This is a genomic window from Bradyrhizobium sp. CCBAU 11357 (genome assembly GCF_028128865.1).
Taxonomy (GTDB): Bacteria; Pseudomonadota; Alphaproteobacteria; order Rhizobiales; family Xanthobacteraceae; genus Bradyrhizobium.
Genome location: NZ_LBJW01000017.1, coordinates 494552 through 517088, shown reverse-complemented (window position 1 = coordinate 517088; position 22537 = coordinate 494552). Strand labels below are relative to the sequence as shown.

Sequence of the window (22537 nt, the reverse complement as noted above, 5' to 3'; positions counted from 1 at the left end):
ACCCTTCTCGGCCATTGCGGGCGGGTATCGGGCACCTGCTCTAAGCAGCTACCGAGGAGTCCTCAGATCTGTATAGCCTGGGACGGTTAGCGCGCCCCCAAAACCATCATCGCCGGCGTGCGACGGCAACGCCCAACAGGAACGCGACTAACAGCGAACCAAGTGGCGCTTCGCGCGCGATATTGCTCAAGATGCTCAACGGCATCCCTGGCTTTCGAGCCGCTTCTATCGCGCCGCTAACTCGATGGACTGCCCCCTTCACAGCTTCGGAGACTTCCGCGATGGTGGATTTCGGTTCTGGAACGGAATCCAAGCTTTCATGGGCGAAAGGGGCCAGCGGGATGTCATCACTCACGATCTCATCTCCAAGTCAACAAACAGCCAATCAATCAAAAAGCGTGAATAGCTCCGATATGGCCGTCATAGCCGTTGTCGCCCGCGCTGCGGCGGATGGTGCGGCGGGCGCGTCAGCAATAGCCCCAACGCAAAGCCGATCCCGCCCGCGATCAACATCGAACCGAGGGGATTGTCCTGCACCTTCTTCGCGATCGCTTGCGAGCCGTCACGGAAAGTATCACCGCTGTTCTCATAAGCGTCCTTGGCGTAGTTGACGGCGGCATCCGTAGCTTCCCGCGCTGCATCCTTGGCCTGGCCATACAGGTTCTGCGCGGTGCCTGTCGCCTCGCGGACGCGGCCTGCTGCCTGGGTCTTTGCGTCGCCGGCGATATCGCCGACGGTGCCCTCGACCCTACCGGCGAAGTCCTTCGCCGAGCCGGCAATTCGATCGTTCTCCATAGCGAACACTCCCTAAGATGAAGTCTCGGAGCGCTAACTGACAAGATCAGGCTACGTTCCTGCGCGCACAGAAGACCGGCTTGCAAATGTGGTCTGATCTAAGCTCTCACCATTCCACACTTGCTGCTCGCCGACGAGGCGATCGAGTATCAGAAAACTGTTGCGATGCATGGGCTGTCGATCCCCGCACGGCCCAGCGCCGTCTGGATCTTGAGAGAACTCACAGAATGGCTGCGGTTTCCGTTTGCAGCCGCAGCGGCGCTTGCTCACTTTTGCTCACTGTCAAAATTTCAAATTGCGAGTGTCCTGATCAGGACGGCTCGGGACGGTAGGTACTGGCCTGTTTCAGACGACAGTGGCCTAGTCTTAAAAATGGCAATGATCTAATTTGAAAGTGAGCAATTTTGAACAGACGATCGCAGTGCATACCTGCTGTTTTGGTGGTCACCGGGGGATTGCGCTGTCCGGACCTAATCCAACGCCACCAAGCATTATTGGGCTTGGTGGCGTTGTGCTTTCCCGGGTCCTAATTCGTTAACTTTTCGAAAGTGAGCAGAATAGAACGGCGCCGGGATAGCGATGATTCCATGGTGCCTCCATCACCGCCCCCATCACGGCATCTATCGGTGACTGAGAGTTCTGTAACGCTCCCGCCTGAGTTTAGGTGAGCATCATGTCATCCTTAGCAGTCTTGTTCGACCCAAGCCGCATAGCAGTTCAGCCCCATGCCTGCCCCCAATGCTTGGGTCCAATGACCCTGACGCACATTAAGCCCTCTCGGATCGGATTCGAGATTCGTACGTTTCAGGGCGTCAATTGCCATCACGTCGATAAAGTCGTCAGCGAAACCCATTCGATGAAGTGGATTTCTTCCGGGCTGCGGGCTCCGGTTTAGATCCCAACACGGTCCCTAGATGGGGATCTGGGCGACGACACAACCTGTCAGAAGAGAATAGTTTTCAACAAACATCTGGCGGCGCTATTTGCTCAGCCGTGCGCCGACGTTCAGCCTTAAATTCAAGGACATATCTTTGAACAGCGTGCTTGGCATTGGAGCTCCAACGACGCATGAGTTGCCATGCCTGCAGGGATGCGACCCAGTCCTGGTTTTGACAAAACCTGTCGTAGCACCAGGCGAAAACAGGAACTGACATAAGCTTATCGCGGCTAACGCTGAAGAGACGCTCAATAAGCAGGAGCTTGAGAAGCTCGCCAACGATGAGGACCATAAGCCCGTCAACGACGTGGCCTGTCGCCGTCAGGTAAGCCGCAACAGGCTTAACAGGTTCGAGCAAAATGACCGGCACGATGAACAGCGCCAGAGTTGATATGGGCGAAGCGACACAATCCACGCTCGCAAGCTTTCGAATACCCAGCAATCCGCCATCCGGCGAAGGACAGGTTTGAAGAGAGTGAAAAAGACGGCGTCCACCAGGAAGTAGATGGCGGCGATCAGAAGCACAAAGGGTTTGAATATACGGCTCAAGCTAGATTCTCCAACGAACCAAAGCGCGAATCATCATTAAGTTCACGAGCCAAAGCAGCGAATGACACGACCGCAACCAATGATCAAAACGCTCTCGGCCGTCGCAATTTCCGCCTTCATTGCCGCCGCCTTGTTCGTACTGTCTGTATATGCCCCAGAGGTCGAACCTGGGCAGTCGGCCGCTCTCCAGAAGAGCAACCGGCGCGATATTCATGTTGTCGACACGGGCTGTGCAAAGCAGACTTGGCCTCACTTCAGCGGCTCGTGCCTGCACGGGAATGGGGCGAAACTCGAGGCGCGCCTTGTCAGTGCAGCTCGCGAGTCAGAAAACGGTTCGAAATGAGACTTCAAATCGACCGCGCGTGCCTCTACCTGCGACCAAAGGAGTGGTGGACTGCCTGTTACCCTGACAGGCGAGCTCAACCAATTGCGACGAGGCCGATGGCGTGAGGCCATACCTGGCGCCAAAGCCAATATTCCAACAAGCTAATCAAATTTGCACAGACACCAGGCGGATCAGCTTGCAATACTGCGTCCAAACCAGAATGCCGAGGTGTCACAATGAATATGTCGAGCGAAGGCCTGCTGGTCATACTGTTTGTCGGTCTCGTTGCGGGCTGGTTGGCTGGTCAAATCGTCCAGGGGACCGGTTTTGGAATTATCGGTGACCTCATTGTCGGGATTTTGGGCGCCTTTATCGGAAGCTGGTTGTTACCTCAGCTAGGCATCCATCTCGGTAGCGGGATGATAAGCGCGATCGTCAACGCCACCATCGGAGCGATATTGCTGCTGCTAATCATGCGGCTGCTTCGAGGTGGCAGCGGATGGGGAAGTAGGTGGGGCGGCAATTGGGGTCGGCGATGGTAACGCATTCCCGCAGAGTGACTCGCGACCGCCCGCTGTGACCTGGCTATCGGCCCCGCGACTGTGGATCCGCTCTGAGTGATGCAGCACGCTGCATAATCGGCAATGCGCCGGCTCCCAGGGTCCCGCGAATGGGAGACCCCTTCAACGACGGCTTTGCTTTGGTCGTTGCTGTCGATGTTCAATAATTCGCTGATTGGATCGCGGTGGTCTTGGTAGCGGCGAAGGCCTTGGGAGTTTGTCCCGCCAAGGCCTGATGGGGTCTGTGGTTGTTGTAGTAGACGAGGTACTCGAACAGTTCATTGGCGAAGTGATCGAGGTTGTCGAAGGTCGCGCCGTCGATGACGTCGTCATCGAGGGTACGCCAGAAGCGTTCGACCTTGCCATTGGTTTGCGGCCGATAGGGCCTGGTGTAGCGGTGTTTGATGCCGAGCTCGAGCAGCATGGCCTCGAACGGATGCTCGCCCGGCTTGATGCGGGCGGCGAACTCGGCGCCGTTGTCGGACAGGATTTCCTGGAAGACGAGCCCATAGGTGACATTGAGGGTGTTGATCATCTTCAGGGTCTTGAACATGACCGGCAGCGCCTTCTTGGATGTCAGGACCTCGGCCCAGGCCAGACGCGAGCAGCTGTCGATCATTCCCGTTCCGGTCCTGATCGAGCAGGCCGATTTCGAGCGCGTGCAGGCAAAGCTCGCCCGGAGCAATCCCAAGACGACGCCCCCGCGGGTGGTCAACGGCCCTTCACTGCTGACGGGCATCGCCGTCTGCGCATCATGCGGCTCCGGAATGACCCGGACCGGTACGACCAATCAACAGGGTCGGTCGTACTCGTATTATTCGTGCGCAGGTTGCCAGCAGAAGGGAAAGTCGGTTTGCAAGGGCCGCCACATCCCGGCCGCGACCCTGGACGAAATCGTCTTGACCAACCTCAAGCAGCGTGTGTTGGCGCCTGACCGCATCGCCGACCTCCTGACGTCGCTGATCGAGCGCCAAGCCGCGAAGAGCGAGTCCGCCGACGGCCGGCTGCTGGGTCTGCAGAAGGAACTGACTGACTGCGAAGATCGCATGAAGCGGCTTTATCGCTCAATTGAAGACGGCATCGTCGAGCTCGACGATATCTTGCGAGAACGCATCGCCACTCTGAAAGCTCAACGCGACCGGGGTAAAGCAGCCCTCGATCACGCCCGCGCGCAGTGCGGCATGGCAGCCGCCGTCAATGCAGAGAAGATCGACGCCTTCGCGCGACTGATGAACGCGAAGCTAGATGCGAGCGACACCAACACCCGCAAAGCCTATATCAACTCGATCATCGATGCGGTCGAGGTCGACGACCAAGCGATCCGGATCATCGGCAGCAAGGATATCCTCCAGGCGGCCATTGCCGGTAAACAGACCGAGAACGGAAATGTTCGTGGTTTTGTACGCAAATGGCGCGCCATTCAGAACAAAACCACGAACTCTTATATAATTGAAATTACTATATAAGTTCAAGTTGCGGGGGAGCATCGGCGACCTGCGTCCTCCAACGTTGCCGCCGAGCTTATGATGGACGCGGCTTAGCGATCCCTGCAAACTGCCGCGCTCTGAGTTGCCCAGCACCAGAGCTAAGCAGGGTTGGAGACCAGACTTCCAGACGGCGTATGCCCTCCTTGACCGACCGCATTAACTAACTGCTGCTTCGCAGCCTTTTCCAGCGCAACTACTGGTTTACCGTGCGCAAGCTTTATGCAAAGAACGATGTCACCGCTCGAACGAACGCCAATGCCTTGACCGAGAGACGCCTCGCTCACCCAAAGACTCGAGAAAGCCCGCCACGCACTGACGTCGGGACGATCGTCCTCCATTGGGCGACTGCGCTCGCATTCGTCGTAAGCCTCGTGACCGGCCTGCGCATCGCAGCGGACGCGCTGCACGCCCCCTTCTCGAAATGGCTCGCTCCGGTCCTGCCGCAGGGCGAGATCTTTTCCTGGCATTTGCTCGGGGGGCTCGCCGTCTTCTTCTGCGGTTCGGCCTACGTCGTCTACCTCGCGCGCAGCGGCCTCGTCGAGCGTAACAGCCCCAAGAAGACGCGGATCCTCGCGATGCGCGCTCCGGCTCGCCTCAAATGGGGAGCCGTCAACGTCATCCTGCACTGGTTCGTCTATGCGCTCGTGATCTTCCTCACGGCGACGGGGGTCATGATGTATCTCGGCTATGGCGGCTGGTGGGCTTATCTCCACTCGACCGCCGCCTTCGTCGGGCTCGGCTATATCTTCGCGCATGTCGCGGCGCATTATCTCTATGGCGGCTGGCAGCAGATTTTCCGCGTGTTTCGGCCGACGCCGCTCGCGATCACGAAGGCCCTGCGGCCGAGGCCTGTTCTCGTCGCCACTGCAATCGGAGTAGCCGTCACGTGCGGCGTCGCCGGGCTCGACTGGGCGACGCGCGATACGCTCGTCGTGGCGCGGGTGAGCGACGCGCCCAAGCTCGACGGCGCCAGGGGAGATCCCGCCTGGTCGCGCGCGCGCCCCGTCTTCATCCGCACGCAGCAGGGTGCCAATCTCGGCGGATCGGGCGAATCGCTCGTGGAGGTGCGCGCCCTGCACGACGGCCAGAAGATCTATTTCGCCTACCGCTGGGAGGATCCCACGCGCTCCCTGCGCCGCATTCCGATCATCAAGCGAGAGGATGGCTGGCACGTCCTCGACGAGCGTGCGGGTCTGCAGGACGCTGTCGACCTCTACGAGGATAAACTGGCGGTTATTTTCTCGGACAATGCATCGCTCGGCGGCGCGGGCGCGACCGGTCTTGGCGCCAACCCGCTGCCCGGCAAACCGATGCCGATCAACGGCCGGGGGTTCCACTTCACGACGGATGGCAGCTACATCGACATGTGGCAGTGGAAGGCGTCGCGCGGGGGCATGCTCGGGCGTGTCGACAGCCAATATATCGGCCCGCCCTACGCCCCGACCCTGGACGAGCAGAATTACGATGCGCGCTACCAGGGCGGTTATTGGAATAAGCCTGGCCGCAGCCTCTATTCGTATAACTTCAAGTTCGTCCACCGGGACGACAAAGGGCCCGTCACGGTTCTGCGGCTTCCCAAGGACTTGAAGGCGCAGGTGGCAGCGCTCGGCAAATTCGATCTTGATCCCAACAGCAGCGACGACGAGAACGGCCGCTGGTACATGTTCGACTCGGAGAGCGAACCCTACACTCCGGAGGCCGACGCGCGGATTCCCGTTGGCACGATCCTGCCCGGCGTGATCATTGCCGGCGACACCGAAGGAGAGCGAGGCAATGTCACCGGGGTTTCAAAGTGGAGCAACGGACATTGGACGCTCGAGCTGACGCGCAACATGAAAAGCGATGGCCGATATGACAAAGCCTTCGTGCCCGGCCGCGATCTCTACATGTGGGTCGCTGTCTTCGACCATGCACAGACGCGGCATGCGACCCACAACCGCCCGGTGCGTGTCGTGGCGCAGAAATAGCCGTCTCATGCGGAGCGACGCACTCGACCGGCACCCACTCCCAGAGGCCTCGCGATGAAGAGGCATTGTCAGCTCGTCATCAACGGCAAGCCCGTCGAAGCCCGCGCCGGCGAAAGCCTGATCGACGCGGCGCTCGGCGGCTCGATTCTCGTTCCACATGACTGCAGATCGGGACAATGTCAGAGCTGCCGGGTGACAGTCGTTTCGGGCTCGGTCGATGACGGCGGCTCGGGCCATGGCCGCACTGTGCTCGCCTGCCAGGCAGCGGTCGCAGGCGATGCCGAGATCGAATTCGAAGAATTGCCGCTGCCGGTGAAGCGGGCGGGCGCCGTCACCGAGATCAACCAGCTTTCGTCGGAGATCGCCGAAGTCGTGCTGACGACGTCAGCGCCGCTCGAGTTTCGACCGGGCCAATATGTGCGCGTCAAGTTTTCCGGCTATCCTGCGCGCGAGTTCAGCCCGACCTTCAGGCTTGATGGTTCCTTCAAGCAAATCGAGCTCGTCTTCCACATCCGGTGCCTGCCTGACGGGACCGTGTCGGGGCAGCTCGGCAAAGCCATCAGGCCCGGCCATGCGGCGCATGTGCAAGGCCCGTTCGGACAAGCCTATCTGCGACAGGACCATGGGCCGCTGGTGCTGGTCGCCGGCGGCGCAGGCTGGGCCCCGATCTGGGCGCTCGCCCGCTCGGCACGCTCGATCCAGCGCGACCGCGAGATTGTGGTCCTCGCCGGCAGCCGGGATGCCGACAATCTCTATATGCTTCCCTCGTTGCAGTGGCTGATCGACGACGGTGTCCGCGACGTCATTGCGACGACGGAGGTCGGGTCTGCCCTGGGAGTCAGGCCCGGGCGTCCATCGCACTACCTGCCGCTGCTCGGGCTGGAGGATACGGTCTACGTCGCCGGCCCAGTTGGTCTCGTCGAGATCGTGAAGAACAAGGCGCACGCGGCCAATGCGCAATGCTATGCCGATCCATTCCTGCCGAGTTCTCAAGTCCCATCGCTGATGGACAAAGTCACCCGTCTGTGGCGAAGCCGGGAGCAGCCTCATCGCCCCAGTCTGTAAGCCGATGCCGAGAGCGTTTCCATCGGAACGGGATAAAGCTCAAGTTCAGCAGCGCCGGTGGCCGAACCCTGGCGCCTCACGGCTTGACGGGCAGACTACCGAGGCTAGTGATGACGTCGGCTGCCTTCCGTGCTTCGGCAAAGCGCAGAAAGGCCAGCGCGTCCGGATCCTGCAACGTGTCTAAATAGATCAACGCCAGCACCACGCTCGAGGGATAATCCGCGTCCGTCGGGTAGTGGCCGTCCACGCGAAGCACCGTGAGCCCCTGTTCCAACGGCCGCGAGAAAGGACCGAAGCCGATCGCGCCTTGAACATCGCGAACCGTCTCGATCGCTTCCTGCGTGGTCGTTGCCATCTTCGATTTCTCGGTGATCTGGAGATCATTCCAGCCGGGCATGCTGGCCCGCAGCACGGTGAGCGTGCTGTCCTGGTCCTCGCGCCGCACGACGCGGATGCGCATATCGGCGCCGCCCAGCTCCTTCCAATTCGCAATGCGGCCCGAATAGATCCCAACGAGCTGAGCGCTTGTGACGGCACTCACTCCGCAGGCAGGATGGACGATGAAAGCCGAGGGCAGCCGGGCAATCGCCTTGTAGACGATGCCGGACGCCGCTTCGGCCTCGGTCAGGCGGCGTGCGACGCGGCCCAAGATCGCCTTGCCGGACCCCACGGCCGCGATGCCTCCGCCAGAACCAATGCTCGGGGGGATCTCGACCTGTGCCGATCCTTCCTGCTGCATGAAGCTCGCGGCGACGGCGCGCAGGACATCGATGCCGTCTCCCGTCCCGACGATGTCGAGCCTGCGAGTTTCGGCGGCGGCGGCAGTCACCCCCGCAAGGCAAAGGCCCAAAAGGGCTGCCATCATCCTCAAAAATGCCATTGCAAACCCCTTCGAGCCACGAGGCACACAATCTGGCAAAGAAATCTAAACCTTCTGTTGTGGCAACGCCGTGCCTTTTGGAATCATCAATGTGCCGAACAGAAAGTGAAAGCACACAATCTGACGGTTTCGAAAAACCATTTGGTAATTAATCAACCACAAATAGACGACTGATAGACGATTTAGAGGGTACCACTGGCCTAAATTCGGCGCCTGAAACGACAACTCAATGGGGGCCTCGATGAAAGACATTGATCGGCCCCCGTAGTTAGAGTGCTGGCAGTGGCGGCGACTGACACCGATATAGCGAAGGCATCGAGGGCGCCGCCCCGCTGGCGCCGTTGGGCCGTTCCGTCCTGGCTGCCAGGTATTCCCTCGTCGATCGCCACGCGCCTTGTTGCCGTCGTGCTCGCGACCGGCGTGCTCGGGCTCGGCCTCATCGGCGGCTTGACGGCACTACGCCTGCAGCAGCAACTGACGCAGCAGGCTGCGGCACTCGGTGAACTCTCGGAAGACCAGCTCGCTCATCGCCTCGACGGCGAGGCGCAGTTGGCGCGAGCGCGAATCGAGGTCCTCGGCGCCGAAACGGCGTCACGCCTGCGTCAGATCGCTCAGCGCGCCGATGTCGCCAAGGCAGTCGCCTCGAACAACGATGTGACGATCCGCGAACTGCTCAGCATCGTTGCCTCGACCGCCGATTTCGAAAGGCTGATCGCCTTCGACGAGACCGGCCGGGTGATCGGTGCCAACACGCCCCTCGACCTCCTCGCTCTGAACGGGGCGATCGAGGGGACCGACCTCTCCGTCAATCTCGGGGCGATCGTCAAGGACAATAGCCGTTCGCATCCACGGGGTGAGGAAGGCACCCATGAGCTCAAATCGGGTGAATTGTCAGCGCTCCGCCTGCCGCTGCGCCACACTATAGCGCACACCGCAATCGAGCCCGTGTTCGACGACTTCGGCGACCTCATCGGCGCGCTTGTCGCCATCCGACCGCTCGGGCGCACGGAGAAGACTCTCGAGAAGTTCACTTCGCTGGCCAATGCCGGCGTGGTCATCATCACGGCTGACAACGAGATCGTGTCGTCCGCGGGGCCCGAAGGGGTGAAATTCAGCAGCGCCAGGACACGTTCAGGCGGGCTGCAGCGCTCGGATGACGGCAATTACGTCGCGCGCTGTGTCGATTATGAGGCGACGCTCAAGGTGTGTACGTTCGCGAGCGCATCGCTCGTGACGACGACTCGCGATCAGATGTTCCAAATCGGCGCGGCCCATACCCGATCGCTGATGTGGCAGTTCCTGGCATCAGCGGCGCTGGCGCTCGGTGCCCTGGTCGTCGCGTTATTGGCCGCCGTAAGGCACCTCACGAAAGGACTTTCGGCGCTCGCCAGGACCGCCCAGGAAATCGCGGGAGGCAATCTCGACACTCCGTTCCGCGCAACCGGCATGGGCGAGGTTCGCGGCCTCGGCCTCGCATTCGAGCGAATGCTAACGCATTTGCGGGCCAGCACGCGAAGAATTCGTCAGCTCGCCTTCTACGATACTGTGAGCCGCATTCCCAATCGGGAGAAGATGCGCGTCGATGCGCCGGCGCTCGTCGACGCGGAAGAAGGCGCGGCACTGTTCTTCCTCGATCTCGATGGCTTCAAATCCATAAACGACACGTTTGGGCACAAGGCCGGCGACGAGCTGCTCAGGATGGTGGCCGAGCGCTTGAGCAATTTGCTGACGTCCAAGGTCGCTGCCGGCAAGAGCCTGCTCGCCCGCGTCGGGGGCGACGAGTTCGTCGCCATCATCGCTGGGGTGAGGACGACCGAGGCCGCGAGCCTCTATGCCCGCGAGATGATCGAGGCGCTGCAGGTTTCCTTCAAGCTCCAGAGCAACCATGCGACGATCGGCGTCAGCATCGGCATTGCGATCTGTCCCACCCACGGCACAAGGTATGACGATCTCCTGATCCGCGCCGACCTTGCGATGTACGTCGCGAAGAGCTCGGGACGCAACACCCACGCGTTCTTTGCTCCGGATCTCGCAGAGGTCGCGCGCGCCCGGCATGCGCTCGAAACCGATCTCGCTTTGGCGATCCGCAATGAAGAGCTCGTCGTCCATTACCAGCCCAAGGTGTCCTGCGCGGATGGCCGCATCCTGGGGGTGGAGGCCCTGGCGCGCTGGCATCATCCGAAGGAGGGCGACATTCCTCCCCACCGCTTCATCAAGATCGCGGAAGAGATCGGCCTCATCATGGAGATCGACCGCTTCGTGCTCAGGCGCGCGCTCGCCGAAATCGGGGGCTTGATCCGGGGCGGCTCGAAACTCGTGCTCGCCGTCAATGTCGCGGCGTCGGACATCGAGAATCCGCTGTTCATCAAGGATATCGTCACGGCGGTTCGCCAGGCCGACTTCCCGCCGTCACACCTCGAGATCGAGATCACGGAATCGGTCGCGATGCGCAATCCCGATGTCGTGCGTGAGAGAATAAGCCTGCTCAGGCAATTGGGCATACGCTTCGCAATGGACGATTTCGGAGCCGGCTATTCCAATCTTTCGACGATGGCGAGGCTCCCCTTCGATGCCGTGAAGCTCGATCGCACGCTCGTCGCGGGTGTCGCGGAAGACCGCGAGAAGCAGACGATCCTTCGCCTGGCGCTCGGACTTGCGGACGAATTGGGGTTCGAAACGGTCGTGGAAGGCATCGAAACGGCCGAAGACCTTCGGTTCGCGGCCGAAAACGGCGCGACCATGGCGCAAGGCTATATTTTCTCTCCGCCAGTATCGCTCCAGGAGTTCACCGTCCTGCTCCAGCCAGCCCTGCTGGCTTCGGCGGTCGAAGTGCTGCCCAGACGACGCGGAGCGGAGCGGCAGGCCGCTATCCGCTGAGGCGTCAGCGACGACACAGCCGCAGATACCGATCGGGGACCGAATAGGACCACGAGAGCTCTGCAATGGCTCGCGGTTTTATACCGAATGGTGGAAATGGTGCGCCCGGAACGATTCGAACGCGCGCCCCTCAGATTCGAAGTCTGGGCCCGGTCGTTGAAATTGCTCAGGTTTGTTACCGAAAGCGCCCCTGTCACTCACGAGAAACCCTCGCCAAGACTGGGCGCTTTCGGTGGAGACGGTTACCAAGAATGGGGCTGGGTCGACAATCCCGTCGATATCCGACCTACGGTTTAGGAAACCGCTCTCGAGGTAAGAATATCAACAGGTTAGAGGTGTCGTGTTGCACATGTGTTGCTTGTCAAAGCGAGAAAGCGAAGCGAGCACCAGATGGTCTCCGCGAGCGTCAAATCGCGCGATTCTGCGTTGGCGCGCGTCCGCCTCCATCAGCCACCAGCACCGCTCTCGCGACCATAGAGCGCGGACTTCGACTCGCCGAGCCGCGCCACCGCCCGCATGATGCTGTTCGACTCAAAGATCCCGATTGTCCCATCAGGCCCGAAAGCTGCAGGCACATTGCCGAACGGCTGCGCTTCCATGAACGCATCGGTCTTGAAGAGTTGCGAACCGGTCAACCCAACCCGACCGGTTCGCGCCAGCGAAGATAGCGAGACGCGCTCATGCTCCGCCAATGGGCGGGCGTCATAGTCCCATAACCAGTCCCGGAGCTCCTTGGGGGGAGCTCCCCGGAGGAAAGCGCCTCGATGGAAGAGTTCATGGCCTATTTGTTCGGGCCTGATGGGAATATCGTGCAGCGCGTAAGACTAATTTGCGCTGATGAGGAAGCCGCTAGGCAGCGAGCCGAGCAATTGGCTGAGACCCACACAGTCGAGCTTTGGCAGCTCGCGCGCAAGATCGCGACATATACGTCACGCGCCAACTGAGGCAGCCTTAATGCCTTGTGGGGTGCTTCAATCGGGCCACGCAGCGTTCTCGTTGCCAGACTTCTAGGTCGTGCCCATCCAGAAGTTGAGACGCCTTTTCTTTGGCCTCGTCGTCGTTGGCGCAATCCAGCTCGTGGACGCCGATAATGCGCCCGTCATCGTCGAGGACGTAAGCTCGGTAATCCATAAGGCTCAATTCTCAGGCTCAGTTCTCTTTTAGGAACGAGAGTACATTTAAGCAGCAGGATCTAGAAGACCCTCTCGCCAGAAGGCATTTACCGCCAGCCAGGAACTTTTTCTTCCCAGCGGTATTATATTTAGTTTCGCCCCTTTTCTCCACTTCAGGTCCCCTCAATGAAAGCAAACAAGCTGGAAACCAGCCGCAGCCTCGAACTGCTCATTAATGGCATTGTCGACTACGCAATCTTCATGCTGGACCCACAAGGGACCATCAAGACCTGGAATACAGGAGCGGAGCGCCTGAAGGGCTATTCGGCCGACGAGGTCGTAGGGAGGTCCTTTTCGCTGTTCTATACGCCCGGTGATCGTGAAAAGGGACTCCCCGAGCGCGCGTTGGCTTCCGCCGCTGAAATCGGTCGGTTTGCATCCGAGGGCTGGCGGGTTCGAAAGGATGGCACAAGTTTTTGGGCGCTCGTTGTCCTCGACGCCATCCGTGATGACGAAAGAAATCTGATCGGCTTTGCTAAAGTCACCCGCGACATCACGGAGCGGCAACAAGCTCACGAAGAGCTATTGCAAAGCGAACGGAGATACCGCCGGCTCGTTGAAGCGGTGGTCGATTACGCCATCTTCCAACTGGATACCTCGGGCCACGTGGCCACCTGGAACACCGGCGCCCAACGTATCAAGGGGTACGCTCCGGAAGAGATCATCGGCCGCCATTTCAGCACTTTCTACACACCAGAGGATTTGCAGAGGGAGATCCCGAAGAAGGCACTCGCGCAAGCAGCCCATGAGGGTCGTTTTGAGGCCGAGGGCTGGCGCGTTCGCAAGGACGGCTCTCGCTTTTGGGCCTCCGTGGTAATCGATCGAATTACCGACGAGCGCGGAGAGCTCATCGGCTTTGCGAAGGTGACCCGTGACCTGACCGAGCGCAAGCAAGCGCAGGACGAACTGAAAAACATCCAAGAGCAGCTCGCAGCGTCTCAGAAACTTGAAGCAGTCGGTCAACTCAGCGGGGGCATCGCCCACGATTTCAACAATCTGCTGATGATCATCCTTGGAAATCTTGAATCCGCAGAGCGAAACAGTCGCCAAGTAGGCAACGCAAATCTTCAACGCGCATTGGCAAACGCTAAGCGGGGAGCGCAAAGAGCAGCGGCGCTGACCAGCCGCTTACTTGCCTTCTCGCGCCGCCAAGCGCTCGATCCAAAGCCTACCAACTTGAACGTCTTTCTCAATGGATTGCAGGACTTCCTGCAAAGGACGCTGGGTGAGCGGATCGAGTTGCAGACGGTCGGAGGCGCGGGTCTATGGCAAATTGAAGTTGATGTTAATCATCTCGAATCTGCCTTGGTGAACCTAGCAATCAATGCACGAGACGCCATGCCCACAGGCGGCAAGCTAACGGTTGAGGCCGCAAACGTTTTTGCAGATGAGGATTATTCGCGGGCGAACCCGGAAGTCGCTCCTGGTCAGTACGTCGTCATTTGCGTCAGTGACACCGGCGTTGGAATGAACCGTGAGGTTCTCGAACGAGCGTTTGAGCCCTTCTTCACAACCAAAGAGCCTGGACAAGGCACGGGACTAGGGCTCAGCCAAGTCTACGGTTTCGTCAAGCAGTCCGGAGGTAACGTAAAAATCTATAGCGAGCCCGGAGAAGGCACCAGCATTCGGATGTATTTTCCTCGCTATCATGGTACCGTGCCACTTGCGATCGATAGCACCGACCCACGCCCGGCGCAAAGCGAGTCAGCAGAAACGATCCTCGTTGTTGAGGACGACCCTGACCTGAGAACTTACGTTTCAGACGTATTGCGGGACCTCAACTATCGAGTTCTATCGGCGGGTACTGCGCAAGCTGCGCTGACCATGCTTTTGCAAGAAGATGAGAAGGTGGACCTCCTCCTGACGGACGTTGTAATGCCTGGCATAAATGGTCGTGAGCTGGGCCGACGGGCCCAACAGATCAGACCGCAGCTAAAAACACTATACATGACGGGTTATTCCCGAAATGCCGTCGTCCACCAAGGGCGGCTCGATGAAGGCGTGGATCTTCTCGAAAAACCGGTGACCCAAGCGAAATTGGCCCTCAAAGTTCGCGAAATGCTGGATCGACGCTCATCTGATTTAAGCTAATCGATAAGTTCGTGTCCCATCAAAGCCCACTTAGCGAGGCAGCATGTCGAACGCGATGACCGCGGGCGCCGAGATCAGGCGGGGCGACATGGTAAAGTTGGTCGCCGGTGAGCTCTTTCCCACGCTTTTGTTCGAGAGGTACTTCGGGGCTGCAGCTGAAGGCATTCCTGCGGGAACGCGCGCGTATAGCGATCGGCAAGGCGCTTGGAGGATCGTGCCGCCAGGCTAGGACACTAGCATCCGTTACGCCGCGTATCGGACGCCCGCAAGATTGATGGCCCACGGGTTCCTCGTTCAGCGCCGACTTGGCTACCAGTGCCGATGACTTCGGCTATTGGCCGATTCCGTTGAAAAAGGCCGGCAGTAGTTCGTTGTAATAGCTCCGTCGCGACGTGGCGAACTGCTCTACCGACCCTATGCGAGCCTCGGGGCGGGCATCGGGATCAGCTTGGCCATCTTTCGAAGGTTCTGGGCGGTGGCTGCGAGGATGAACTCGTCGCGCGCGCCGTTTGGACCTCGTAGACGCAAACGGTCGAGCTTGAGAATGCGCTTGAGGTGCGCGAACAACATCTCGATTTTCTTGCGGAGCCGGCGCGAGGTGCCTCCCTCCCACGATCTCGCGATCTGGCGCGCCATGTCGCGAGCGCCCTCGTAGATCGAGCGCGGCACCCTCCGTGAAGCCTGCTTGGGGCAACACCGAGCCTTCAATGCGCATCGATCACAATCGCGCTTACTGGCGAGGTAAAGCATGGTGGCACCATCATTCACCAATGTTCCGGTCGTGGTAAGAACTTTGCCACCAGGACAACGATAGATGTCCCCAGCATGGTCATAGGTGAAGTCGTCGCGCGAGAAGAGCCCGTCTGTGCGGGCCGACTTGTCGAAGACTGTAACGTGCGGCTCGATGCCGTGCTCGTAGACCAGCCAGGCGAGCATCTCGGCCGAACCATAACCGCTGTCACCGAGGAGCCGGCTCGGATAGAGATCAAACCGCTCCAGCGAGCGCTCGATCATGCGCTTGGCGGCCAATACCTCCGCCTGCCGGATTGCCGTCGTTGCCTCAACATCGACGATGATCGCGTTCTCGATGTCGATCAGGTAGTTTGTCGAATGGGCGAAAAACGCTTGGCCGCCGTGCGCCCCCGTCCAGCGCGCCGCCGGGTCGGAGGGCGATACGAACTTCGGGGTAACCTCGGTCGCAGCTCCGAAAGCGGCATCATCGAGGACAGCCAGATACTCATCGATTGCTCGGCCGGCAGCCTCCGGCGGAAGTCCCTTATCGCCTTCGATCCCCTTCTGCCGATTGGCATCGGCCTTGATTAGGCTCGCATCAACGGCAAATCCTTCACCGCCGACCAGTCGCTCCTCGATGCAGCGGCGCAGCATGCTCTCGAACACGCGACGGAAGAGGTCGCTCTGCCGGAAGCGGCCATGCCTGTTCTTGGAGAATGTCGAATAATCCGGCACCGCCCCATCCAGACCGAGCCGGCAAAACCACCGGTAGGCCAAATTGAGGTGAACCTCATCGCACAGGCGCCGTTCCGATCGGATGCCGAAGCAGTAACCGATCAGGAGCATCCGGATCATCAACTCGGGATCGATCGAAGGCCGACTTGTCGATGCCCCATCATGATCTTCAGTCCTGCCAACTAGACAGACTGAATCACTGATATCACTGCGTCGCAACAGCCGTCTTTTTCAACAGAATCGGCCCATCGGCGAAGTGGTGGCACCTCGCCACGAGGTCCGCTCACCCAGGCATAGCGGACCAGATTTGCTCACGTTGAGTTCTTCGCACTTTGACGTGAATTCGATCTCGAACGACTGCTCTCTCTTGACTTAAAATCACAAAATTTGGGCGCAAACAAACAAGTCAGCAGCTCAAGTTATCGGTAATGCGGTTGCGCCCAATTGCCGAGATGGCGAGCTGGTGAGCGGAAGCGCGATATTTTGACCCGGGAATTCAATTGGCCCGCCGCTCTGACCCATTTGGAGCGCACAAATCGCTGAGATCGCGCAGGTAGGGGGAAATTGTGAGGTTAATTTCGGCTGTGCGCCGCGTGCGGCAACAGCGACATTCAGGCTGGATTATTAGTCTTGCAGCATTGTGCGCGTGTTTGATGTTGCGTATTGCTATTCAAGATTATAGCGACAGCCTCGCAGCAGGCGCGCTGATGCCCGCCGTGATGATCGCCGCGCTTTTCGGCGGCATCGCCGAAGGTATCGTCACCTTCGCATTGGCCAGCTTTATACTGTTCTTCTTTTTCATCCCGCCCTACCTAACGTTCGAGATCGAACGGCCTCGCGACGTTGTCGGTCTATCTTTGTTCATAGCAACGGGGCTCATTTACAAGTTGGCGGACGAGGCCCGACTGATGCAGCAGCGAACTTCCGTGCTGTTTGCAGAACTGCAACACCGTGTAGCCAATAATCTTGCTTTCCTTACAGCCGTGCTCGACCAAAAAGCTCGGCAATTTGACAAGAATGGTCCGGTCGGGTGTGTGCTGGCTGCGGTTAAGGACAGGCTGATGGCAATGAGCCGTAGTCACAGACGGCTGTATGATCCTCAGCGAGTGAATGAACCCATCGGTCAATATCTGGCTGAGCTGTGCTCAGAGCAAATTTCCGCGTCAGGTTTACCTGTAACCCATTCAATCGAATGCGATCCAATTATACTTGATCTCGGTCAACTGGTGCCGGTTGCACTAATTGTTTCCGAGCTAATCACAAATTGCCTCAAGCACGCCTTCCAAGATCGAACCGACGGGCATATCACACTGCGCTTCCATCGGTGCGGGCAGGAAGCAGAGTTGGCGATCTCAGATAATGGACTGGGCATTACAGTTTCACCAAAGGGAACGGGGCTTGGCCAGAAGATCGTTGCGGGTTTGGCCGCACAGTTAAACGCCGATTTGAGATTTGAAAGCGGTACCGGAACGACAGCGGTATTGCGGTTTCCGGTTCGAGTTGCTTGACTGAGGCGAAATAATCTGATGGCCGGTTTTGGCCCATCGCTACCGTTAGTGCTTGCGCCGAGAAGTCCGGAGTCGGGGGTAAACCGGTCGCGCTCGACCGCTGGTCAAATCGGCGCTTATGACCCGCAGCGGGCTTGCTGCGACCACGCCCAGGGTAACCCGCGGCTGGACGCCCCCCTTTTATCCGTCTTAGTCGCCGTGTCGCCCTCTGACTGGCCGAAACGGAAAGAGTTTGTCGGTTCGGCTGGCCCAAATTCCCAATTTGTTGGCACTTGATAACAGGACTTGCTTGGCATTGTCCGCTAGAGCGCGAGGCACCATGCAAGTAAGACAAAAAGCGGCAGCGATACTAAACGCACTCACCATCATGACGGGAAGCGACTGGTTGTTCTTGGCTTCAATTGTTTGGTTTGTCAGTTTGTTAGTCGCGATGGTCTGGGTGTTGTTCGGGATGTAGTCCTAAACGCATGAACCTACGGTCAGATGCGCACAACACCACATCGATTTGGTCGTCAGTAGCTGCCGTAGCGAGTGCCGACGTTGCCGTTGTACGGGTGTGAGCGTCGAAGATTGATCTAGATCAACGGCAACGCTGACCTCCAGCTTACCGCATCGTGCTAGTGCTGTGAAACTTGCCAGCCGCGCGCACATCAACTGCGCCATCCTCTGGCCGATCCAAATAATGTGGTTTGAGGCCATTGCCCGTTTAAAAGATGAGAGGGCTCGATGCGCAAGAAGCTTACGGGCCGCCTTTCCTCGATACCAACTGCTACCGGAGGAATAGCCCGGCTCGCCTGCGCTCGGCTACGGAAGGCGGGCAAAGACTTAAAGCCAGTTCTGGCGGATGCAGGTCTAGCAATTCAAGTTATTGAGAATCTCGACTGCCGCGTGAAAGCGGAGTCGCAGATCAAGGTACTCGAGCTTGCTGCTACAGAGCTGCACGACGAATATTTTGGATTTCGCCTGGCTCAGGATTTTGAACTGGGCGAAATCGGGTTGGTGTACTATGTCATGGCGTCATCCGATCGGCTCGTCGATGCGCTTCGAAGCGCGGAGCGCTATTGTGCAATTAATAATGAAGGCATTCGGATACGCCTTTCTATCAACACCACTGTCACGATAGGGCTTGAATACCCGACCTTGGATCGTGGCACCGATCGCCATCACACAGAGTTTTGGCTTGTCACCTTGCTGCGCATCTGTCGAGCGTTAACCGGCGGTAGAGTCGCACCGAGGCAGGTCAAACTAAGGCATCTGAGAACGCATATACCGAACGATGTACGAACCCATCTAGGGTGTATGATCACTTATGCGGCCGATACGGACGAGATTCTTTTACCAAAGTCGATCGGCTCTTTGCCAGTTATCGGCGCTGATGTCCATCTGAACAAGCTCTTGCTCAAATATGCCGATGAAGCGCTCGGTCAGCGTAAGAAACTGCGCGCCAGCATCCGGTCCCAAGTCGAAGATCAGCTCGCCCAACTACTCCCCAACGGCAAAGGCAATGTGCCTGAAGTTGCCCGGCGCCTTGGCATGAGCCGCCGCACGTTCGCTCGGGCATTGTCAGAAGAGGGCGCAACGTTTTCGGCGGTACTTACCGATCTGCGACAGGCGTTAGCCAAGCACTACTTGCGCGAAAAGCAATTGCCAATCTCGGAGATCGCGTGGCTCTTGGGGTATCGTGAGGTCAGTTCGTTTACTCACGCCTTTACCAGTTGGACAGGTCTGACACCCCGAGAGTTCCGGGCCTCCGACTCCGTGAGGTGAGTGCCTCAGCAGCACGAAATCCAAAATTTCTGGCTCAAACTCACAAGAATCCTCCTGGTGAACCGCGTAGAGTTTTTTTGCTGAATACTCTTGAACGAGCGACTTTCCTGACGAATCCAACAAAAAGTGGGTCACGCTCATCACCCCCGACGCAAGGGGGCCGAAGAAATATTGCGCGGCTGGATTCCAAGAACCCCACCCGCTCAAAGGAGGGAGCATGTGCGATAGCTTGGAACACGCGGAGTGCCGTTCCGCAGCGAAGAACTGTGCTATGTGTGGCGGGAAGTTTGGCCTGATCCGTTATTACTCCTGGCGAACCGCGCTTTGCTCCAGGAAGTGCCTCGACCTGTTCAGGGCGCGCCGCGAACGTGATCGCCGATGGCTTCTCCAACAGCACACGATTTCGCACCCCCCCTTACCTCCGAGGGCGCGCTGATTGCGACAACGGCGAGGGTGGTGGTCCGCGAGCGAGACCGATCGATGCAAATTGATTCCAACAGTTCTACAGCGCTCCTCAAAACGCCAACAGAAACTTGGTAAGCCAGTCGGCCAGTTAGTGCAGCGTCGCGGAGGGCCGCTCCGTCATCGCCTCGACAAATTGCCGCAAGCGATCCATAGCTTTGCTCCGCCGCCGGCGTATTTCGCCAAGTCCGCACGAAACTCTTCTCCTTCAATGTCCGCACCGCGGGCAAGCAGACGGCGTGCATAGGCCGTGAGCGCAAGATCGCGATGGCGGCGCAACTCAGCGTTAGCTTCCTCTAATATTTTCATTTTCCACGCTTCACGGCCAGTCGCCAAAAATTTCCGCCTTCACCCGGCCGAACGCCGGTGTTTTCCGCGTCGTTATGCCAAACTGAGCCCCGCATGCGTGACGAAGGAAAGGGAAGCGCTTGGGTCTGCAAGAAGCGTTCCTCGAGAGATTGGATGATGATCGGCGACCTGTGCACTGTATCTTCTACCACCTTGCACCGATCGATCGCTGCATGCCATCGCGTCGAAGACATGGATGACAAGATCCTCAAGCCTATTGCTCAAGGCGTGGGCGCTTTCACCGGGGCGTTCTTTCAGCTCGCAGTCCACCATGATCGACCGGTGGCGGTCGAGGATGGCCGTCTTTGCGATGGCTACACCGGTGTTCCCAAGCACTATTCGACGTCGCTGTTGTTGGAAGACCCGCTTTACTCAGCTCCACCGAGCACGCCCGCTTCGCTCAATGGTATCGCCCTTCCTAGCTTCAGAGGCGATCGCGGACGGCGCGTCAGCACTTATCGTGATCAACTTCAAAGAGGATATGGACTCGGCGACGTCCTCGGCATCTACTTTCCGATCGCTTCGGTCGGCGGGACGAAGTACCTGCAGGTCAGCTTCCAACGCGCCGCCGGAGCACCCGACTTTTCTGACACCGAAGTCGGCCTCGTCGATCCAGACGCCGGACGTAATTAGCAAGTTCCACAGCTTGAACTTCCGCGCGTAAGTCAGCTTGGGTGACTTCTCCGTTTCGCCTGGCTTTGGATAGTCATAGGCGGCGACACCGTCCTCCGCGCTACCGACAGAAGCAATAAACCAATCCAGAATGGACATCCGGCCATCAGGCATCATGGATCCGCGGGTGCCGGCAACTTTGGGCGCGATCGGGTTGATGAGCCAAAGCCCGTGAAATCCGTGCGGTTCGAATAGAACCCCTCCTGCACCATCAGATCGATCTGCCCAAGATCGACATAGCCGAGGTTGATCGTGATCTTTTCGGTATCGGGGATCCGGGGTCGCAGCTCGTGTAGGGCCTCTGGATGTTAAATGGATGTTCGGAAGCCACTTTCAAGGGGCAGCGAAAAATCGGTTAGCTGGACGCCGGCAGTTCGTCTGCCGGCCTCGTTTCGCGCCGACGTTCAGCGTGTGGCGCTGCGAATCCCGCAGCCGAGTACCCGGCGGCGGCAGAGATCAATCCGCGGTACGCGCTTTCATACTCGCGCGCCATTCGGTCTGCGGAGAAGCGCTCCTCGAAGCGGGCGCGTACTTTTCGTCTGTCGAGCCGGCCCAGATCGCCCACGGCTCTGACAGCCTGCTCCTCGTTCTCGACGATGAAGCCCGTCACGCCGTCCTCGACGACCTCGGGCACGGAGCCGGAGCGATAGGCGATCACTGGCGTCCCACAGGCCATCGCCTCGATCATGACGAGGCCGAAAGGCTGCGGCCAATCGATCGGAAACAGCAGGGCCGCGGCCGCGGCGAGGAACGGCTGCTTCTTCGCCTCGTCCACCTCGCCGACGAGCTGGACCGCCCGACCGTCGATGTGGGGCTCAAGTTGCTTCTTGAAGAAGACGGTCTCGCCGCGCGGAATCTTGGCGGCGATGCGCAAGGGCATTCCGGCGGCGCGCGCGATGCGGATGGCGTCCTGGGGCCCCTTTTCCGCGGCCAGGCGGCCGAGGAACGCCAGGTAGGATCCTTGATCGAAAGACGGGCGAAAGTTGTTCGATGGCAGTCCGTGCTGGATCGTGGCGATCCAATTCGCCCCCGGCAATGGCAGACGCTGATGGTCCGATATCGACACGAAGCCAGCGCCGGGAAACTGCCGCAACACCTCGGAAAGGCCCGGCAGATCGAGCCGGACCATGCATGGTGGTCACGAAGGGCACGCCGAGCCGACTGAGCAGCGGAAGGGGCAGCCAGTCGATGTGCGCGTGGATCACGTCGAAGTCTTTGGCGCGCCTGGCGATCGCCTCCAGCAGCACGGCGCAGGCGGCATTTGGATCGGCGCCCTTCCGTCCGAGACGCAGTGCGCGCGGCCACACGGGATGAAGCTCGCCTTTCGTCCGGGAGTCGCCGCTCGCGAACAGCGTGACGTCGTGGCCGAGCTCGACCAGCTCATCCACCAGCCACGCCACGACCCGCTCCGTGCCGCCGTAGAGCTTGGGAGGGACGCTTTCGGCCAGGGGAGCAAGTTGAGCGATGCGCATCGATGCCGACCCTCTAGACCGAAGCCATCGAGCGGAAGAGCAGCACGACGGCCGCGGAGGCGAGTTCTGAGACGGCCAGCAACGTCCAATCCGGCCTGGCGCTGTCGACCGCAGCTCGCCTGAGGAGCCCCTCCAT

The 22537-nt window shown here is 59.3% G+C and carries 17 protein-coding genes and 6 pseudogenes; 11 read left to right on the top strand and 12 right to left on the bottom strand.

Features of this window, described 5'->3' with window-relative positions; all coding sequences use genetic code 11:
- Nucleotides 1-106: 106 nt before the first annotated feature.
- From XI05_RS07485 to XI05_RS07475, 3 genes are all read right to left on the bottom strand, one after another.
- A complete protein-coding gene (locus XI05_RS07485) occupies nucleotides 107-355 on the bottom strand; it encodes a hypothetical protein (RefSeq protein ID WP_271500032.1) in 249 nt (82 codons plus the stop codon).
- Nucleotides 356-420: 65 nt separating this feature from the next.
- Nucleotides 421-795, bottom strand: coding sequence for a CsbD family protein (locus tag XI05_RS07480; protein WP_271500030.1), 375 nt, complete (start codon nucleotides 793-795; stop codon nucleotides 421-423).
- Between the two features lie 959 nt (nucleotides 796-1754).
- On the bottom strand, nucleotides 1755-2174 hold the full coding sequence (locus XI05_RS07475; protein ID WP_271500028.1) for a hypothetical protein: 420 nt from the start codon (nucleotides 2172-2174) through the stop codon (nucleotides 1755-1757).
- A 186-nt stretch (nucleotides 2175-2360) separates the two neighbouring features.
- Between XI05_RS07475 and XI05_RS07470 the strand changes: the two genes are divergently transcribed.
- Together XI05_RS07470 and XI05_RS07465 are read left to right on the top strand one after the other, a co-directional pair.
- Entirely contained in the window at nucleotides 2361-2624 is a 264-nt protein-coding gene (locus XI05_RS07470) for a hypothetical protein (RefSeq protein WP_092218765.1), read from the top strand.
- Between the two features lie 218 nt (nucleotides 2625-2842).
- Nucleotides 2843-3148, top strand: coding sequence for a GlsB/YeaQ/YmgE family stress response membrane protein (locus tag XI05_RS07465; RefSeq protein WP_271500026.1), 306 nt, complete (start codon nucleotides 2843-2845; stop codon nucleotides 3146-3148).
- Nucleotides 3149-3326: 178 nt separating this feature from the next.
- On the opposite strand, the pseudogene XI05_RS39660 reads toward XI05_RS07465, so the two are convergent.
- Nucleotides 3327-3572, bottom strand: a pseudogene (locus XI05_RS39660) (integrase core domain-containing protein); the annotation flags it as partial.
- Between the two features lie 27 nt (nucleotides 3573-3599).
- A pseudogene (locus tag XI05_RS39655) lies at nucleotides 3600-3785 on the bottom strand (hypothetical protein); the annotation flags it as partial.
- Between XI05_RS39655 and XI05_RS07455 the strand changes: the two are divergent.
- From XI05_RS07455 to XI05_RS07445, 3 genes are all read left to right on the top strand, one after another.
- Nucleotides 3718-4632 carry a zinc ribbon domain-containing protein gene (locus XI05_RS07455; protein WP_271500023.1) on the top strand — a complete coding sequence of 305 codons (915 nt, stop codon included), beginning with the start codon at nucleotides 3718-3720 and terminating at the stop codon, nucleotides 4630-4632. The pseudogene XI05_RS39655 and the gene XI05_RS07455 overlap by 68 nt on opposite strands.
- 227 nt (nucleotides 4633-4859) lie before the next feature.
- A complete protein-coding gene (locus tag XI05_RS07450; protein WP_271500021.1) occupies nucleotides 4860-6620 on the top strand; it encodes an ethylbenzene dehydrogenase-related protein in 1761 nt (586 codons plus the stop codon).
- Between the two features lie 54 nt (nucleotides 6621-6674).
- Nucleotides 6675-7685 carry a 2Fe-2S iron-sulfur cluster-binding protein gene (locus XI05_RS07445; RefSeq protein ID WP_271500019.1) on the top strand — a complete coding sequence of 337 codons (1011 nt, stop codon included), beginning with the start codon at nucleotides 6675-6677 and terminating at the stop codon, nucleotides 7683-7685.
- A 76-nt stretch (nucleotides 7686-7761) separates the two neighbouring features.
- Here the strand turns inward: XI05_RS07445 and XI05_RS07440 are convergent, their stop codons facing one another.
- Entirely contained in the window at nucleotides 7762-8565 is an 804-nt protein-coding gene (locus tag XI05_RS07440; protein WP_271500017.1) for a PstS family phosphate ABC transporter substrate-binding protein, read from the bottom strand.
- A gap of 282 nt (nucleotides 8566-8847) precedes the next feature.
- Here XI05_RS07440 and XI05_RS07435 point away from each other — a divergent pair, with 282 nt between their 5' ends.
- Nucleotides 8848-11442, top strand: coding sequence for a bifunctional diguanylate cyclase/phosphodiesterase (locus XI05_RS07435; protein ID WP_271500015.1), 2595 nt, complete (start codon nucleotides 8848-8850; stop codon nucleotides 11440-11442).
- Between the two features lie 446 nt (nucleotides 11443-11888).
- Here the strand turns inward: XI05_RS07435 and XI05_RS07430 are convergent, their stop codons facing one another.
- Complete coding sequence (locus tag XI05_RS07430) at nucleotides 11889-12077, bottom strand: hypothetical protein (RefSeq protein ID WP_271500013.1); 189 nt, start codon at nucleotides 12075-12077, stop codon at nucleotides 11889-11891.
- Between the two features lie 129 nt (nucleotides 12078-12206).
- On the opposite strand from XI05_RS07430, the gene XI05_RS07425 reads away from it, so the two are divergent.
- Both XI05_RS07425 and XI05_RS07420 read left to right on the top strand, forming a co-directional pair.
- Nucleotides 12207-12386 (top strand): hypothetical protein, encoded by a 180-nt coding sequence (locus tag XI05_RS07425; protein WP_271500011.1) that lies wholly within the window; start codon nucleotides 12207-12209, stop codon nucleotides 12384-12386.
- Nucleotides 12387-12740: 354 nt separating this feature from the next.
- A complete protein-coding gene (locus tag XI05_RS07420) occupies nucleotides 12741-14705 on the top strand; it encodes a hybrid sensor histidine kinase/response regulator (protein WP_271500009.1) in 1965 nt (654 codons plus the stop codon).
- A gap of 414 nt (nucleotides 14706-15119) precedes the next feature.
- On the opposite strand, the pseudogene XI05_RS07415 reads toward XI05_RS07420, so the two are convergent.
- Nucleotides 15120-16328: pseudogene (locus XI05_RS07415) on the bottom strand (transposase); the annotation flags it as partial.
- Between the two features lie 410 nt (nucleotides 16329-16738).
- Between XI05_RS07415 and XI05_RS07410 the strand changes: the two are divergent.
- From XI05_RS07410 to XI05_RS07400, 3 genes are all read left to right on the top strand, one after another.
- On the top strand, nucleotides 16739-17680 hold the full coding sequence (locus tag XI05_RS07410) for a sensor histidine kinase (RefSeq protein ID WP_333939826.1): 942 nt from the start codon (nucleotides 16739-16741) through the stop codon (nucleotides 17678-17680).
- Nucleotides 17681-18406: 726 nt separating this feature from the next.
- A complete protein-coding gene (locus XI05_RS07405; protein WP_271500007.1) occupies nucleotides 18407-19447 on the top strand; it encodes an AraC family transcriptional regulator in 1041 nt (346 codons plus the stop codon).
- A gap of 924 nt (nucleotides 19448-20371) precedes the next feature.
- The gene (locus tag XI05_RS07400; protein WP_271500005.1) at nucleotides 20372-20890 is read left to right on the top strand and encodes a hypothetical protein; all 519 of its coding nucleotides are present in this window, start codon (nucleotides 20372-20374) and stop codon (nucleotides 20888-20890) included.
- 24 nt (nucleotides 20891-20914) lie between these two features.
- On the opposite strand, the pseudogene XI05_RS39650 reads toward XI05_RS07400, so the two are convergent.
- The 4 genes and pseudogenes from XI05_RS39650 to XI05_RS07385 form a co-directional block, all read right to left on the bottom strand.
- Nucleotides 20915-21043, bottom strand: a pseudogene (locus tag XI05_RS39650) (hypothetical protein); the annotation flags it as partial.
- Between the two features lie 59 nt (nucleotides 21044-21102).
- Nucleotides 21103-21216 (bottom strand): annotated as a pseudogene (locus XI05_RS07395) (CopG family transcriptional regulator); the annotation flags it as partial.
- Nucleotides 21217-21284: 68 nt separating this feature from the next.
- Nucleotides 21285-22401 (bottom strand): annotated as a pseudogene (locus XI05_RS07390) (glycosyltransferase family 4 protein).
- Between the two features lie 13 nt (nucleotides 22402-22414).
- Nucleotides 22415-22537, bottom strand: coding sequence for a hypothetical protein (locus XI05_RS07385; RefSeq protein ID WP_271500004.1), 123 nt, complete (start codon nucleotides 22535-22537; stop codon nucleotides 22415-22417).